Source organism: Mesorhizobium tianshanense (assembly GCF_007830515.1).
GTDB classification, from domain to species: domain Bacteria; phylum Pseudomonadota; class Alphaproteobacteria; order Rhizobiales; family Rhizobiaceae; genus Mesorhizobium; species Mesorhizobium tianshanense.
Genome location: NZ_VLKT01000055.1, coordinates 15,588 through 31,381 on the forward strand (window position 1 = coordinate 15,588; position 15,794 = coordinate 31,381).

At 61.4% G+C, this 15,794-nt stretch carries 12 protein-coding genes and 1 pseudogene; 10 read left to right on the forward strand and 3 right to left on the reverse strand.

What is annotated here, in order from left to right; translation table 11 throughout:
- From tssM to IQ26_RS31255, 7 genes are all read left to right on the forward strand, one after another.
- Complete coding sequence (gene tssM, locus IQ26_RS31225) at positions 1–3,537, forward strand: type VI secretion system membrane subunit TssM (RefSeq protein ID WP_145722241.1); 3,537 nt, start codon at positions 1–3, stop codon at positions 3,535–3,537.
- Complete coding sequence (gene tagF, locus IQ26_RS31230) at positions 3,534–4,061, forward strand: type VI secretion system-associated protein TagF (RefSeq protein WP_145722242.1); 528 nt, start codon at positions 3,534–3,536, stop codon at positions 4,059–4,061. The genes tssM and tagF overlap by 4 nt, the downstream gene beginning before the upstream one ends.
- Before the next feature lie 118 nt (positions 4,062–4,179).
- Positions 4,180–5,238: a DUF2169 family type VI secretion system accessory protein gene (locus tag IQ26_RS31235; protein WP_145722243.1), complete on the forward strand. Its 1,059-nt coding sequence runs from the start codon at positions 4,180–4,182 to the stop codon at positions 5,236–5,238.
- Positions 5,235–6,293: a beta-ketoacyl synthase N-terminal-like domain-containing protein gene (locus IQ26_RS31240; protein ID WP_240547318.1), complete on the forward strand. Its 1,059-nt coding sequence runs from the start codon at positions 5,235–5,237 to the stop codon at positions 6,291–6,293. Before IQ26_RS31235 ends, IQ26_RS31240 begins: the two co-directional genes overlap by 4 nt.
- Positions 6,293–7,261, forward strand: coding sequence for a DUF4150 domain-containing protein (locus tag IQ26_RS31245; RefSeq protein ID WP_145722244.1), 969 nt, complete (start codon positions 6,293–6,295; stop codon positions 7,259–7,261). The genes IQ26_RS31240 and IQ26_RS31245 overlap by 1 nt, the downstream gene beginning before the upstream one ends.
- Before the next feature lie 21 nt (positions 7,262–7,282).
- The gene (locus tag IQ26_RS31250; protein ID WP_145722245.1) at positions 7,283–7,798 is read left to right on the forward strand and encodes an SMI1/KNR4 family protein; all 516 of its coding nucleotides are present in this window, start codon (positions 7,283–7,285) and stop codon (positions 7,796–7,798) included.
- The gene (locus IQ26_RS31255; protein WP_145722246.1) at positions 7,795–8,697 is read left to right on the forward strand and encodes a type VI immunity family protein; all 903 of its coding nucleotides are present in this window, start codon (positions 7,795–7,797) and stop codon (positions 8,695–8,697) included. Before IQ26_RS31250 ends, IQ26_RS31255 begins: the two co-directional genes overlap by 4 nt.
- A gap of 41 nt (positions 8,698–8,738) precedes the next feature.
- Here IQ26_RS31255 and IQ26_RS31260 read toward each other — a convergent pair whose 3' ends face one another.
- The 3 genes from IQ26_RS31260 to IQ26_RS31270 are packed head-to-tail and all read right to left on the reverse strand — an operon-like array spanning position 8,739 to position 12,592.
- The gene (locus IQ26_RS31260; RefSeq protein ID WP_240547319.1) at positions 8,739–9,827 is read right to left on the reverse strand and encodes a HEAT repeat domain-containing protein; all 1,089 of its coding nucleotides are present in this window, start codon (positions 9,825–9,827) and stop codon (positions 8,739–8,741) included.
- Positions 9,827–10,255, reverse strand: a complete 429-nt coding sequence (locus IQ26_RS31265; protein ID WP_145722247.1) for a DUF6484 domain-containing protein — start codon at positions 10,253–10,255, stop codon at positions 9,827–9,829. The genes IQ26_RS31260 and IQ26_RS31265 overlap by 1 nt, the downstream gene beginning before the upstream one ends.
- Positions 10,256–10,264: 9 nt before the next feature.
- Complete coding sequence (locus IQ26_RS31270; RefSeq protein WP_145722248.1) at positions 10,265–12,592, reverse strand: type VI secretion system Vgr family protein; 2,328 nt, start codon at positions 12,590–12,592, stop codon at positions 10,265–10,267.
- Between the two features lie 250 nt (positions 12,593–12,842).
- Between IQ26_RS31270 and IQ26_RS41330 the strand changes: the two are divergent.
- From IQ26_RS41330 to tssL, 3 genes and pseudogenes are all read left to right on the forward strand, one after another.
- Positions 12,843–13,064, forward strand: a pseudogene (locus tag IQ26_RS41330) (FHA domain-containing protein); the annotation flags it as partial.
- On the forward strand, positions 13,065–13,850 hold the full coding sequence (gene tagH / locus IQ26_RS31275) for a type VI secretion system-associated FHA domain protein TagH (protein ID WP_322791155.1): 786 nt from the start codon (positions 13,065–13,067) through the stop codon (positions 13,848–13,850).
- A 411-nt stretch (positions 13,851–14,261) separates the two neighbouring features.
- Positions 14,262–15,776, forward strand: coding sequence for a type VI secretion system protein TssL, long form (gene tssL, locus IQ26_RS31280; RefSeq protein WP_145722259.1), 1,515 nt, complete (start codon positions 14,262–14,264; stop codon positions 15,774–15,776).
- Positions 15,777–15,794 lie beyond the last annotated feature (18 nt).

Below are 15,794 nucleotides of genomic sequence, written 5' to 3' on the forward strand. Positions count from 1 at the left end.
ATGTTCATCCTGCGCTTCCTGTGGGCGGTTCTGACATCGCGCTGGCTCTGGACGCTGATCGGCATCGCGCTGCTGTCGCTGGTTATCTGGGTGTTCGGCCCGATCGTCAGGGTCGGTGCTTACGAACCCTTCGCCTCGGAGAACGTGCGCATAGTCATCATTGCGCTGCTGGTCATCTTCTGGCTGATCTGGCTGATCGTCGCGCAACGCCGGGCGATCCGAGCCAACCGCATGTTCGTCGCCGAGATCGCTGCGCCAGCGGTGGAAAAACCGCTGAGCCCCGGCGAAGAGAACGTCGCCGCCGTCGGTGCCAAGTTCGCCGAGGTGATGGCCGAATTGAAGCGCCGCAAGCTGGGTGGACGCAAGTTCCTGCGCGAGATGCCCTGGTACGTGATCGTTGGGCCGCCGGCCACCGGCAAGACCACGGCTTTGCGCCAGTCCGGCCTGAACTTTCCGATCGATCTCACCGACGACCTGCAGGGGGTTGGCGGCACGCGCAACTGCGACTGGTTTTTTTCTGAGAACGCGGTTCTGATCGACACGGCGGGCCGCTATGTGCAGCAGGAGAGCCAGCCCGACGTCGATGCGGCGGAATGGCTGGGCTTCCTCGACCTCTTGAAAAAGCACCGCGGCCGCCGGGCGCTGAACGGCGTTATCGTCGCGCTGTCGATCGATGTGCTTTCAGAGGGCGACGAAGCCGTCAAGGCTCATGGCCGCAAGATCCGTCGTCGGCTGGCAGAGCTCAACGACCGGCTCGAAATTCGCCTTCCGGTCTATCTGATGCTGACCAAGGCCGACCTGATCAAGGGGTTCGAGGCTTTCTTCGGTGGCCTGTCGACGGCCTCGCGCGAGCAGGTGTGGGGGACGACCTTCGCGCTGGATGCGCGTGTGGACGCAAAGACCATAGAGCGGGAAATCGCCACCCTTGCGACGGAACTCGAGCGGCGGCTGGTGCCGCGCCTGGAGGACGAGGACAAACTCGCCGCCCGCGCCGAGATTTTCAGATTCCCCGCCCAACTCGCAAGCCTGTCCGAGCCGATCCAGGTGCTGATCGAGGCGATGTTCGGCGAAAGCCGATACGAAGAAGCCGCCTGGCTGCGCGGCCTCTATCTGACGTCGGCAACCCAGGAAGGCGCGCCTATTGACCGGCTGACCGCAGCGCTGTCTTCATCCTTCGGTCTTCCGCCGCGGCGGGCGATGCCGGCGCCACGCGTCGAAAAACGCAGCTTTTTCCTGAAGAATCTGCTGACCGAGGTCATCTTCAAGGAAGCAGGCCTGGGGACGTTCGATCCGCTGGCACAGCGCCGTCGCGCCTGGATCTGGCGTGGCGCCGCGGCAGCCTGTGCCGCCGTGGCCCTGTTGGCCGGCGCGGTATTCACCTGGTCCTACTTTGACAACCGCAATGCCATCACCGCGCAGGCGAGCCAGTTCGAAGCGCTGCAGACGCCACTAACCGCGGCAGCCGCAAGTCCGGCATCGGTGGAGCAGCCCGCCATCGATGGCGCGCTCAATGCGATGGCCGAGGTGGTGAATGCTCGAACGGCTCCGCCGAGCAGTGCCCAGGATGCGCTGGGGCCATCGGCCTCGGCGGAGCTGCTGCGGGCGCAGGCCGACACTTACGACCACGCTCTGCGCAACATCCTCGAGCCGCACATGGTGGCTCTGCTCGAGGCGACGATGTGGCGGCAGATCCGCGACCCGGATTTCATGCTCGGGGCGCTGAAAACTTATCGCATGATGACGGGCCTGTCGCAGATGGATGCCGATTTCGTCCAGAACTGGTGGGTCAACGACTTGCCAGAATTCGCACCGGCGGCGCCCTTTCCGACCACCGACGCGGAAGAGCACCAGCTTGCCGCGATCCGTCGCATGGCGGTCGACGACAGCTACACCGCCCCGGATCAGGCGCTGGTTGCCGAGGCGCTGAAAACCGTCTGCACAATTTCATTGCCGGCACGCGCCTACAGGCAGTTGCTGGCCGACCCGGCGGTGGCCGGGCTCAAGGAATGGATCCCCGCGAACTTCGCCGGCCCCAACGGCGCCAAGGTCTTTGCACGGCGTTCCGACAAGACGCTGCGCGTCGGCATTTCGGGCGCGTTCACCTATTCCGGCTTCCACGATGCCATTCTCGACCGGGTCGAGGACGTCGCCGCCCAGGCGGCGCTGGACCGGGCGGTCTTCGCCGGGGGCTGCTCGGAGAATTCCGAAACCTCCGTCTCGGCGCTGTCCGAGGATATTCTGAAGCTCTACTACGAAGACTATATCGCGCAATGGGATAGCTTCCTGCGCGATATGAGGCTCGCGCCGTTGTCCGACCTCAATGTCGCCAGCGAGAACCTCAAGGATCTTTCGAGCGCCGACTCCGCGCTCAAACGCCTGCTTACGGCGGTCGTTCAGGAGACCGAGCTTACCCGATCCGATGAGGCGCCGGCCGATAACAAGGCAGCGGCCAAGGGCGGCTCGAAACTGCTCGGCAAGCTGGGGAAGCTTGGCAAGATCGTGAAGACAGGGGCAAAGCTGCTGCCGCGCGCAGGTTCGGCCAACGAGGTGGATCTTACCGGTAGTCTGGTCGCCGAACACTTCAAGCCGCTCAAGGGCGCCATCGCCGAGGTTGACGGCCAGCCGCCGGCACTCGACGCCGCGGTGGTGGCGCTGACGGCACTTTCGAACGTACTGCAGACGGTCACGGCCAATCCCGACCCTCAGGACGCCATCAAGAAGCAGGGCGGCCTCGCCGAACTGACGGGAGCCGTCGCCAGACAAGCGCAGATCCTGCCCGATCCGATCGACGACTGGCTCGGCGGCATCGCCGGCGACACCAGCGGCCTGACACAGAAGGCGGTTACCTCGGAGCTTAACGCCATCTGGCGCGCCGACATCCTGCCATTCTGCCAGGCGGCGCTGAACGACCGCTATCCGTTCAGCCCCGAAAGCGCGGTGGACGTCAATGTCCGCGATTTCGCCCGCCTGTTCGGGCCGGCCGGGATGATCGACGCCTTCATCAACGACCACCTGATCAGCTATGTCGATACCGCCAGCCAGCCGTGGAAATGGCGCGCCGACTTCGGCCTGGACCCGGCGGCTCTGGCGGCGTTCGAACAGGCGAGGCGCATCCGCGACGATCTCTTTCCAGGCGGTACGGGCCCGGTGATGAGTTTCACGCTCGAACCCAAGGATCTGTCTCCCAACGTCACGCGCGTAACGCTCAATCTCGATGGCCAGAACCTCGTCTACTACAACAACGCGACGCGGCCGCAGCCGATGACCTGGCCCGGCAAGGACGGCACCGGCGTCATCTCGCTCGCCTTCCAGCCGATCGACGGCTCGCCAGAAATCATGCTCAACGAAACCGGCAGCTGGGCGTGGCTGAGAATGCTGCGCAGTGGCCGCTTCACCGGCACCTCGCTGACCGATGTCTACAGCCTGCGACTGGGGACGAAAGGCATGTACGCCGATTTCGAGCTCAAGGCGGCAAGCGTCGAAAATCCTTACAACCTCCAGATGTTCAAGAAATTCTCATGTCCGCCGCAGATATGATCCTGCCCGGCTTTTACGGCAAAATGCCTGCCACCGGCGATTTCGTCGCGCGGCGGCTGCCGGGGGATTTTGTCCGCGTCTGGGATCGCTGGCTGGCACAGCACATCGCCCCGCTGATGGGCCGAGAGGAGTGGCCCGGCACCACCGCGCTACGCTTCCTTGCAGGCCCGGCTTCTTTCGGCGCATCGGCAGGCATCATTCTGCAGAGCGTCGACAGGGTCGGCAGACAATTCCCCTTGAGCATCGTCGCACAGCTTCCTGACGCATCCGTTCAGCTGGCTCGCGCCGATGCCTGGTTTTCCAGGATCGAAGAGGCTGCCATCGCCGCCCAGCATGGCGAGCTGACGCCTGACGAACTGGATACCGCTTTGGCCGCACTGCCGGTGCCGCCGGTCGAGCTGGGCGAAGAGGTCATCAGCGACATGGTGATGTGGACCAGCCGTTCAGACATATTCGACATCGACCCGCTGTCGCCGCAAACGACAGTGGAGCAGATCTTCGCCGCCAGCTGGGAGACCAGCTGATGCAGGCGAATTTGACGATATAATAGCTGGTACGGACGTGGAGGCCGCGTCGGCAAGTTATTTCCAAGACAGTTGAAGGCTCGCCGTTTCACCGTCACGTAAGAATGCGTGGTTCCAGATGTGGATACTGTCCAACGAGACGCCATTTGCCGCCCAGGAAAGCTGGACGCGTGATGAGCAAGGACATGAGGTCTGGCTGATCGCGGTCAAGGCGTCGTTCGAAATCGATCCCGACGGCAAGCAGCGGCTCTTGAAGGACCAGACACCGGTGAACCTGGCGCCCGTATACGGATCGGATCCGAATGAGCTTCTCGACGAGACGGACCTCAACCTGGAGAAAAAGCACACCGACATTCTGGTCGAAGGACACGTCTATGCGCCTGGCGGCGGTCCCAACATCGAGAGCGCGGCGCGCATAAAAGTCGGCGACGTGGACAAGACCATCAAGGTAATGGGCGACCGCGTGTTCGTGCCCGGCCCGGTGTCGGTCAGGATGAGCCGGGCGGAACCATTCAAGAAGATGCCGATCAGCTGGCGCCGGACCTATGGTGGCACGGACATGGAAGCATCGACGCCGAACTGGGACCAGCGAAATCCAGTCGGTACGGGCTTTACAGTCGATCCGCAGCGGCTGATTGGCAAAATCGCGCCTAACTTTGAGTATCCCGATGCACCCTACCGCGACCACAGAAGCGGCAAGCCGGCCGGATTCGGTCCAGTGGCACGGCACTGGCAGCCGCGGATGAATTATGCCGGAACCTATGGCGAGGAATGGGAGAAGACGCGCGACCCGCTTTTGCCCCGAGATTTCAGCCGCATGTATTACCAGTGCGCACCGGAGGACCAGCAAACCAAGACTCCGCTGATCGGGTACGAAGATGTGCGGCTCGGCAATTTCACTGCGGATGGCTTCCTGCAGTTTCTGATACCGCGCATCACCTTCGACATGACCACCGAGTTCTACAACCGCCCGGATCGCAAGAACGGCGAAGCCACCATCCATACGCTGCGCATCAAGCCCGATCTCAGGCAGTTCTCGATCACGTGGATGTCGACCCTGGCAGTGCCTTACGACGAGGAGCGCCTGAAGATGACGAACCTTAGCGTCCGCGAGCGTACCGGCATTTCACCAACAATCGCGGCGACCGGCGTCTGGCTGGCGGACGAAGACGAATGATGGCCAAGGTAGACACGATTGTTGTCGTCGGTGTGGGCGCGCGTACGCCGCTGGGTTTCGACGCGTCCTCGAGTGCCGCGGCGGTTCGCGCCGGAATCTCCGCCATTCAGGACCATCCCTACATGATCGATCGGTTCGGCGAGCGGATGAAGGTGACCCGCGATATCGGCATCGATGTCGATCTGCGCGGGGTCGACCGGGCCGTCGACATTGCAGCATCGCCGGCGCTCGACGCGCTGCGGCCCTTTTTGGAGTCGGGCGCCACCGCTGCGGTGACGCTCATCCTGTCCACCGGCGAGCCTCGACCCGGCCAGCCGGATAGTTTCGCCGCCCAGGTCGATTCGCGGCTGCGCAAACACCTGGGGCAGCATATCGTCCTGGAGGGCGGCGGCTCGACCGCGGGCGGCCATGCCGGGGGCCTTCTTGCGATCTATCACGCCTGCAAATCGCTGCGTGACGGCAGTGCCAAATTCTGTCTTGCCGGCGGCGTCGACACCTACCTCGAGCCGGAAACGCTGGAATGGCTCGACGAAAACGAGCAGCTTCATTCGGACACCACGACATATGGTTTCTGCCCGGGTGAAGCGGCGGGTTTTGCCTTGTTAACAACGCTTGGCGTGGCGCGCGCCCACGGGCTTCGTCCACTGTTGGAAATCGTGGGCACTTCGATTGCGAGCGAGGAAAACAGAATCAAGACGGAGACTGTCGTGCTGGGCGAAGGCCTGGGCGCGGCCTTCCGCTTTCTTTTCCAGGACGCGCCTATCGACAAGGTCGATCGCATCATCTGCGACATGAACGGCGAGCGCTATCGCGGCAACGAGTATGGGTTCGCGGTCATCCGCAATCCCAGCCGCTTCAAGGATGCCGCCGCTTTCGAGACCCCTGCCGATTGCTGGGGCGATGTCGGCGCGGCGTCGGGTCTTCTCTTCGTTAGCCTGATCACGGAAGCGGAAGCGCGCGGTTACCAGCCTGGCCCGCTATCGCTGATCTGGGCAAGCTCCGAAAACGGCGCACGGGCGGGCGTATTGCTCGGCGGCCCGAGAAGGGCCGGCTGATGACCACTCATATCGTCGTCAACAATCTGGGACTGACCTACAAGGGTACGATCGGCCTTTCGATCGCTACTATTCCCGACGTCTGCAAGACCCCGAGTCCGGGCGGCCCGATCCCCTTGCCCTACCCCAATATCGCCAACCAGAGCACGCTCAAGGATGGCACCACGACGGTCTTTGCCAAGGGCGGCAAGATGATCGCTATCAAGGGCTCGCAGTATGGAATGAGTTCAGGCGACGAGCCGGGCACGGTCGGCGGCGTCAAGTCAAATGTCTTCAAGAAGGCGACCGACTGGATCACCTATTCCTTCGACGTAAAAATGGATGGCAAGAACACATGCCGTCACACCGACAAGAAGTTCCACAACGACAAGAACACGGTGAACCTAGCCGGAGATGTCGACCCGCTTAAAGCAACCGATTGCTTCATGCTGAACATCCGTTGCGACAAGAAAATGAAGAAGCGCGGCAAGAAAAAATGGACGCCGTGCATGTGCAAACAACTTTGCGCAAAGGTGGCGTCTCTTGACCGTGCACGGTTAAATCGCGGTGTAAGCACCCCCAAGGGAAAATCCCTACGCAGGGTAGACTATAGCCAATCCGATTATGATTCCTACAAGGCGACGTATACTGAGCGCTTTACCGCGCGTGCCGCCGACAATAAAAACAAAATGGAAAGTCAATTCGCGCACCCATGCGCGGCCGAGGAATGGAACGCGATGGACCCCAGGCCCGCAAACCCGACAGAAGGCGGGTCAAGCGCTCCATTCAATGCCGATCATCTGCATGATGCGGCCCTGGGCGGCCCGCTCGCCAGCATGCGCAATTTCAAGATGCTGAATACGCGAGTGAACACGACGATTGGAGCCGCCATGGGCAGGTACAACCGCGATAACTCCGGCGACCATGATGGCTTGCCGATACGCGCGCATCCGAGTTGCAAGTGTCCGGACGGACCCCCGGATCCATGATCTCTAGTGAGGAGAAACTCCATGTCCAATGATGAGACCGTACTTTCGCTCGTAAAACAGATAGCCGAGCGAGCCATTGAACATCGATCTTTTTTCAGGATCAAGCGAGAGCCTGTGTTCAGGCCGGGAGCGGACGAACAGGATATCAACAAGCTGAAAAAGCTTTGGCGTCACCCTCTCCCGGATGATTACCTGAACCTGTTGCGGACGCATGACGGTATCGACAATTTCGATGCACCGAATGTTTTCTTGTTGTCTACCAAACACATTCTCGACAACCCCGAAATGGACGAGCTTTTTGTCGACGCGGAGATGTTCAGGGAGGGGGAGATCTTTATTTTCTGCCAGGCCGACAACGATGCTCATTCCGTCGCCTTTAGGGCCAGCAGGATAGGTAAAATCGATGTTGTCGACATCGATTCCGGCGGCATCCGCCAGGAGCACCAGGACTTCGTGGCCTATCTCGAGTCGCGAAAGGCCGAACTCGAGAAAGACATTGCGCGTCACAAGGCAGACCGAAAAGGTCTGACGCGATGAGCCCAAGCCTGCGATCGTCGAACACTTTCTTCAAGGTCGAGACGCGTTTCGGCGAGAAAATTCCACGGTGGGAACTCAAGCTGGTTTTCATACTCTATTTCAATCGCGCGATTGAAATCGTCTACGTCAGGCGCATCTACGATCTATACATGTCGCGCTTCGGAAAAAGAATGCGCAGATACTTGGCGACGTGGTCGGACTCGTTCATCGAAGAATTCAATGAGGACGCGCATCGCAGATTTCTGGAGGAATATATCCCGGATTTGTACAGGACGCTGGAATGGGGCTACGCCTTCGATGACGACAAATCGCTCGGCGCATTTGTGTTCGTCTTCCACAGCTACAAACCGGTAAGCGAGCCCAACAAGTCGAGCTTCTGTCGCTTCGAATTCCCGCACGACTGCGATCAGGACGAAATCCAGGCCTTTGTGCTGGAGATCGCGGCCATGGCTCCCTTCACAAGCGGAACGTGCGGGTATGTGCTTCAGCCTTGGCCTGACGATGTCGAAGCGTTCGACCATATGTATTCCGTGTGCCAGAGGTATTGGGGCGTGGAGGCCTGGAACCAGGACGTCACGGTCAACTGGCTCGCCAACCGCTTCAAATGCATATCCTGGCTTACGCTCCTGGGCACCTCGATCCTGCAGGAATTTCCCGGCCTACACCCGGCAGCGAGCCGGGCCGCGCATGCCTATCGGGAACTTCCGACAGGCGCGATGTATCAAACCCGGCCTCGTGCGGCACTCATCGATCTCAACCGACGTGAGGATTTTCGGCCTGAGGCAAGGCTCGCCAGAGCGCTTCTGCCGGCACAGATCGTGAAACACGGCTCCTTTGGCGGGAATCGGTGGACCGATGAGAATTCGGTGCAATGGCTACACAGATTTACGGCTGACTAGCCTTCTGCCCTTGGCAGCATCGATTTGGCGGGCAGTTCTTGTCAGGACGTCGCCAGCCAGCCGCCGGCGTTGCCCCATGCCTTCACCTTGTCGGCGAACGGCACTTTCGCGACCTCATCCCCGAAGTGATCTTCGAAATCCTGGCCAACCTGGCTCGGCTCGGTTGTGAACAGGTCGGCCTCGCGCGCCTCCGGAAACAGTTCCAGCAGCGCGCTGCCGGCCGCAGCCGCAAGTGCCGGATTGCGCATCTGATGGATCAGCCAGTGCAGGAGGGTACGGTCGCCCAGCATTCCGGCGCCGCGCACCGCCAAGGGCGCGGTTTCAGGCGATTTGAGTAAGCCCCCCATCCAGGCGCGCCCGTCCTTGTCGGGCGCAGCCCTGACCGCCGCGCGCAGAGCCGTCATTGCGTCGGGACCGCCGGCGACCGCCACCTTCCGCAGCTCGGGAATGGCCAGATCGCCAGAACCGAGTTCAGCCAACGCCCATGCGGCCCAGAACCTTGGCTGCTCTTCGCCATCCTCCAGCGCCGCCCGCAATTCCTTAGCAAGATCAGCTCGCCTCAGCTTTCCAGCGAGGCGCAGGCTGACGGCGCGAACGCGCGCATCCCGATCGCGGACAAGTCGCGCCAGCATCTGCTTCGGATCGACGCCATGCTCGAGGCAGGCCGATACGCCTAGAAATCGCTTGAACGCGTCCTGCGCGCCGATCCAGTCCCGCACTTCGGCGGCGATCGTTCCGGGCTCGTGCCATGCCAGCGCGCCGACCAATCCACGTGCGTTGTCCTCGCTTTGGCGACCGAGTTCGACGGCCTCGGATACACGGAGGCCGTCATTCTGCTCGATCGCCATCCATGCATAGAGGAACAGTTCGCCCTTTTCGGGGAAGTCCTCATGTGCTGCGACGACGAACGGCCAGGCGGCCGGTCCGGCGATACGCAAACCATCGAGGTTGGCTTCCAGCCGCCTGTCGACGCCAGCGACCACATGAAGGTCAGGGGGATCGTCCGTCAGCAGCGTGTCGCGCTGTGCCCAGAAGAACGCCGCCTGCTCGACATGCTGCCTGACGACATCCGGGACTATTGGCCGTTCCGGCGCGCCTTTCGATTTTTGATTTCGGGTTGCGGCCAACATCAGTTGAGATCGATCGAGCCGCCACGGATACGATTGGCGGCGCTCGCCTGGCTGGTGACAAAGGTGCCACGAATGGTGATGCGGCCGTCCTTTTCCATGAGGATCGTTGCCTTGCCGCAGCGCAGTTCGATGCGCTCTTCGCCGATGATGCGAACGCACTCGCCGTCGCGCACGAGGTGTGGGGCGGCGGTCTTGCGCGCCGGCTCGACGATACGGCCGACGATCAGAGGCCTCATGGCGTCGCCCCCTTGAAACAGCAAAGCCACTTCGGAGCCGATCATATCGGATGTCAGTTCGGTCAGGCTGCGCGCCGGCAAGGCTGTCTCTTCCGGGTTGCCGGGAAATACCACCAGTGGCGACGCGTCGCCGTCGAAACCGAGAAAAATGCCGATCACCACACCGTCAATGCGTTCGCGAACGTCGCTCATCGCTGCACCTCAATTCTCGCTGATCTTCGAACCCTTCATGGTGATGTCGCTCGACGCCTTGATGCTGATCTTGCCCGACGCTTTGACCGAAATATCCTTGCCCTCGATGCCGATCGTGCCGTCTTTCTTCATCATGATCTTGGCCGAGCCGCATTGGATCAGGATCTCGTCGCCTGCGTCGATCACCAGCTTCTTGCCTACCTTGATCGAGCTATCCTGGCTAATGCTGATCCCACTATCCTTTGCGACGCTCAGCGAATGAGCACCGCCGACACTTGTGGAATCGTCGGCCGCGACGCTGGCGCTGCGCGCTGCGCCGACACTGAAAGTCTGGGCGCTGCCAACGGTGACGCTCTGGTCGGCCGCGACGTTGACCGTTTGCCCCGCACCGATCGCCCAGCTGTCAGCGGCGGCGATGTTGTGGGACTGAGCCGCGCCCACCGTCACCGAGCGCGAGGCGCCGATGGTGTTGGTCTGCACCGCACCCACGGTCCTGGTTTCGGCGGCGCCCACGCTATCAATGCGCGCGGCGCCAACCGTGACGGTCTGGATCAGCGCCACGGTCTGCGTGTGGTTGGCGCCGATCGTCTCGGTCGAGTTCGAGCCGATGTTGATCGTCTCATCGATGCCCACGGTCAGCGAGCGGTTCTTGCCGACCGTCTCTGTATCATTGCTGCCAATGTCGGTGGTCTGGTCGACCCCGACCTTGACCGTCTTGTTGTTGCCGACGTCCTCGTCGAGGTTATGGCCGACGGAGTGCTTGGCATCGTTGTCGATGCGGTCCGACTGGTCGTGTTGCACCAGCTTGGTGCGGTCGTTCTTGATCAGAAGGTTATGATCCTTCTGCGCCTGGAAATTGACCAGTTCGGAGCCGGCCTTGTCCTCGAACATCAGCTCGTTGTAACCGCCGCCGCCTTTCGAGGAGTCGGACTTCCAGCCGGATTGCGTGGCGCTGCCCGGCAGCCCGTAAGGCGGCATCTGGGAGGCATTGTAGACCCTACCAGTGATGATCGGCAGATCCGGGTCGCCCTCGATGAAATCGACAATCACCTCCTGGCCGATGCGCGGTATCTGGATGAAACCCCAGCCGCTGCCGGCCCAGGTCTGCGAGACCCGCACGAAACAGGAGCTGTTCTGGTCCTTCTTGCCCAGACGGTCCCAGTGGAACTGGACCTTCACCCGGGCATATTTGTCGGTGAATATCTCCTCGCCGGAGGGGCCGACCACCGTCGCCGTCTGGGGGCCGCGCATGATCGGCCGCGGGGTGATCCGCGGCGGACGATAGGGCAAGGCGGTCGGCGCCACGCCCAGGATCACCTTGAAGTTCTCGCTGTCGACGTCGGCAAGGGCCCTGTAACCGGGATCGAACAGCCGGTATTCGGCGCTGACCACCAGATACTCCTGGTTCTGGTCCTCGCGCGGAAAGCCGTCCAGCTTGAACGTGCAGCCCGAATACAGGCCGCGCACGGTTCCGACGGCGGCGATGCGCTGGTGCACGGCTTGAATTTCCTCGCGCCGGATCGCCGCCAGGCTGTCGCCGCGTCCCACTTCGAGATGCGCACCGGGCTGGCGGTAATTCTCGCCCGCGGCCAGTTTGTGGCCGAACGGCTGGGCGGATTTGGCCATCAGGTCGGCGCCCGGCTTCTCGAAATCATAGTCGGTATGGACATAGGCACCTGGCCGCACCGAGCTGCCCGGAATCCACTCGGTGATGTATTCGACATCGCGCCGGGAGCCCTGCCCTTCAAAGTGATAAGGCACCTTCTCATAGCCCGGCGCCGGCTTCAGCTTGCTCATGGCATCGGCGAGCACAAGCGTGTGCTTGCCCTCGTCATGCTCGAAGAAATACAGGATGCCTTCGTGCTCGAGCAGCCGCTGCACGAAATCGAGGTCGGTCTCGTCATATTGCACGCAGTACTCGCGCGGCGGATAAGACCCTTGCAGGCGTTTCTCGAATTTTGCCGTGCTGTATTTCGAGAAGACCTCCTCGATGATTTCGATGACGCTCATGTTCTGGAAAATGCGGCAATCGGTTGTATTTCCGAGAAACCAGAGCCATGGCCTGACGACTGCTTCGTAATATGCCAGACGGTCCTCGATCCGGGTCAGCCGAAACTCGGACACCAGGCCGCTGAACCAACGTTTCGGATCGGATTCACCTTCGATCGAAACAGCACCGCCCAGCATCTTCAGCGGATCGACATCGGGGCTGCTGCTCACGAAGCCGACCGTGTAGGCCAGGCAACGGCTGATCTCATCACGCCCGACAAGATGCGTGAAGGTCAACAGGTCAGAGCCAACCGGCGTCTGCACAACCGTGGCACGTTCGTTCGGCATGGGTCGTGCCCCTCCCGCCGCTCGTTTCTGCCTAAGCCTAGCACATGTCTTCCAACGACCAAAGGGGACCGCTTGGTGGGCTGCAGCGTGGTTAACTTTAGAATCATCGGCTTGAATGCCTCTGTGCCCCGCGCTCAAAAAATTACTGGTATAATGGGCTGTCATGGGTGAGTTTCCTGACAGGCGATCGACGGCGATTTGAATGTTCATCAGGCTGCAGATCAACAATGTCGACTCCGTGCCCGCCGGTATGTCGACCGGCTACTCAGCTCGTGATCGCAGCTTCGAAATTGGCCGCGAGGCCTGTGACTGGACTTTGCCCGACCCGGACAAGTTCATCTCCGGCCGACACTGCGACGTTCGCTACGAGGCAGGCGCGTTTTGGCTGCACGATGTCTCCCGCAATGGGACCTTCATCAACGGATCGACCCATCGCATGGCCGGCCCGCATCGGCTCGGCCATGGCGACCGGTTGCTGATCGGCCGCTACGTCATCTTGGTGTCGATCGACGACGAGCGCGCCACGACAGGCGCTCAAAGCAGGCACGGTTCGACGCAACGAGAAATGCCGGTCACGACAGGCCGGCCGCTGGACTTCGGAGATGAGCCTTTCTTCAATCCGGTAGAGCAGCGGCCCGAGCAGCGACCACCGGTGTCGACGTCTTCGCCGTCTGCCCCTCTCCCTTCAACGAGAGACGAGGTGCTGCGAGAAATCGCGATCGGAGCCGGCATCCCGCCGGAAATGCTTCAATCGCGTGATCCGCATGAAGTCGCTGCCGAAATCGGCGCGGTGCTGCGGACGGTGGTCGAGGAACTGGCCTTGCTGCTGAAGGCACGTGCGGCTGCGAAAATACTGGCCAAGAGCACGCACCGGACGATGATCAGTGCTGCGGATAACAATCCCCTGAAGTTCGTCCCGGGAACCGACGACATCCTTGAAATCATGTTCGCACGGCGCAGGGCCGGCTATCTCGATGCCAGGCACAGTATCGAAGATGCCTTCCACGACCTCAAGACGCACGAATTCGCCACCTACGCAGCCATGCAGGCTGCGCTCTCCCGACTGCTTGACGACCTGTCGCCGGAGTCGATCGGCAAGAAGCTCCCACCCACGTCATTCACGTCGAAGAAGAGCCTGGCTTGGGACGCCTTTGTCGCCAAATGGCGAACCATGGAGGAAGCGCACGAAAACGGAATGCTGGACATATTCCTGGCCTATTTCAGCGAAGCCTATGCCAAAGCCGACAAGCAAAAATAGGCCGGCAAGACTGAACCTGGCACATGCCTTGGAAATCGGACCTGTTTGCTGGGCTGACCTTGGGCTGCGGAACGGATCATTTACCAAGTGGAAAGTATTAGAGCGTCCTTTGCGAGCCCAAGGGACGCAGCGCTGTAATTGGCGAAGAAAAATCCTTTGGCCGCCCGGCATCTGGTTCCAATCGACCGTTTCTGAGCTTAGGATTACATACGACAGTTCGCCAGCGGGTAAGGCTGATTGACCTGGGGGTCTGCGGCACATGTCATGTTACGGCGGGAAAGTTCTTTGTAGCCGAGCTTCCTCCAGACACTGCCCTCGTCAGCAGCGCCTGCGTTTCGTGCGCCTGACCAGGAACCCTTATACTCGCCTGTGGCGCAAACGCAGGAACCGGGCGTGGACGGACGTTTGGCGATGAGCTCGAAGGACGATCCTTTCGGCCCAGCGGGCAAGACCGTCATTCGCGCACCACGCCGCGCGGAAAAATCAGCGCCAGCTCCTCAGGGGCCTGTTCCTGACAGCGGACAGCCCGGTCCCTCGCCGGTCAAGGATTCAACGGTTTTCGATCCGGGTGTCGGTCATCATGCGCCGCCGGGCTGGACGTCCGGAACCGTGCTTTATCAGGGTGCCGATCCCGGCGCGACGACGGGAGATGGCTCCTTTGCGGCGACACCGAAGCCAGGCATTCAGCAGGAGATCCTGCTGAATGCCACGGATAGCGTCAGATATTGCGCAGCAAACCCGATCCTTGCCGCAGCCGCACCTTTGCTGATGCTGTTTGGCCAGCTCAGGCAAATGCCTGTCGAAAGACAAGCGGCACAACTGTCGGAACATGTCGCCGAGGCGATCGAAAAACTAGACCGGACAATGGAGAAGTCAGGCGTTCCCGAAGAAGATGCGCGGATCGCAAAATTTGCCCTTTGCGAAACCGCTGACGATCTCATCGGCAACCTGCCTTGGCCCAGGACAGACGCCTGGTCGCCGCACAGCATGCTGTCGCAGTTCTTTCACGTCGCGCCCACCGGTGCAGGCTTCTTCGAGGCACTGAACAAGATACTGGCCAGCCCGGAAACACACTACGATTTGCTCGAACTGATGCATGCCTGCCTGTCTCTGGGGTTCGAAGGCCAATATCGAGGCCTGGCGCGCGAAGACAACAATCTCGAACGCGTTCGGCGTGACGTCTACGAGACACTTCGCTACTTCAGGGCGCGCGCCGACGAAGACATCTCGCCCCACTGGCAAAGCCTGGCGGTGTCAAGCGCACAGTCGCCGGCCCGGCTGCCGCTCTGGGTCATTGCGGCCGCAGCGTCGGCGCTGCTGACGGCGGCATTCTTCGTTTTGCGGGTCTTCATCACCAACGAGGGCGACGCCCTTGCCCGCGGGTTGCTGGCGCTCGATCCATCGACACCGATCGCTATCGAACGCGCCAGCGTGGTGCCGCTGGCTGAGCCGATGAAAGTTGCCCCGCCCGCCACCACCACCCAGATCGATCGCATCCGTACCGCACTGGCCAAGGATATCGCGCGCGGTGGGCTGGCCGTCGGCACGCAGGGCAGGTTCATTGTGGTTGAGATCAACAACGTCCTGTTGTTCCAGTCCGGCAGGGCCGAGGTAAACCCGGAGTTTCAGCCGATTGCCGCAGACATCGCCGCCGCGCTGGAACCCGAGCCCGGACCGATCTCGATCGTCGGCCATACGGATAATGTGAAGCCGCGAAAATCGAGCGCATTCAAATCCAACTTCGACCTTTCCGTCGCCCGAGCGAAAGCGGTCGAAGCAATGATGGCACCGCATTTCAGCGACCCCTCGCGAATCACGGTCGATGGCAAAGGCGAAGACGAACCGATCGCCGACAATGCGACTCCGGAAGGCCGCGCGCAGAATCGCCGTGTCGACGTGATGATCCCCAAGGAGGAGACGTTGTGAGCCCGGCCATTTGGAAGC

What these genes read in the sequence shown, in the direction of transcription:
- tssM (WP_145722241.1), top strand. Translation starts at nt 1, where the DNA reads ATGTTCATCCTGCGCTTCCTGTGGGCGGTTCTGACATCGCGCTGGCTC.
- tagF (WP_145722242.1), top strand. Translation starts at nt 3,534, where the DNA reads ATGATCCTGCCCGGCTTTTACGGCAAAATGCCTGCCACCGGCGATTTC.
- IQ26_RS31235 (WP_145722243.1), top strand. Translation starts at nt 4,180, where the DNA reads ATGTGGATACTGTCCAACGAGACGCCATTTGCCGCCCAGGAAAGCTGG.
- IQ26_RS31240 (WP_240547318.1), top strand. Translation starts at nt 5,235, where the DNA reads ATGATGGCCAAGGTAGACACGATTGTTGTCGTCGGTGTGGGCGCGCGT.
- IQ26_RS31245 (WP_145722244.1), top strand. Translation starts at nt 6,293, where the DNA reads ATGACCACTCATATCGTCGTCAACAATCTGGGACTGACCTACAAGGGT.
- IQ26_RS31250 (WP_145722245.1), top strand. Translation starts at nt 7,283, where the DNA reads ATGTCCAATGATGAGACCGTACTTTCGCTCGTAAAACAGATAGCCGAG.
- IQ26_RS31255 (WP_145722246.1), top strand. Translation starts at nt 7,795, where the DNA reads ATGAGCCCAAGCCTGCGATCGTCGAACACTTTCTTCAAGGTCGAGACG.
- IQ26_RS31260 (WP_240547319.1), bottom strand. Translation starts at nt 9,827, where the DNA reads ATGTTGGCCGCAACCCGAAATCAAAAATCGAAAGGCGCGCCGGAACGG.
- IQ26_RS31265 (WP_145722247.1), bottom strand. Translation starts at nt 10,255, where the DNA reads ATGAGCGACGTTCGCGAACGCATTGACGGTGTGGTGATCGGCATTTTT.
- IQ26_RS31270 (WP_145722248.1), bottom strand. Translation starts at nt 12,592, where the DNA reads ATGCCGAACGAACGTGCCACGGTTGTGCAGACGCCGGTTGGCTCTGAC.
- tssL (WP_145722259.1), top strand. Translation starts at nt 14,262, where the DNA reads ATGAGCTCGAAGGACGATCCTTTCGGCCCAGCGGGCAAGACCGTCATT.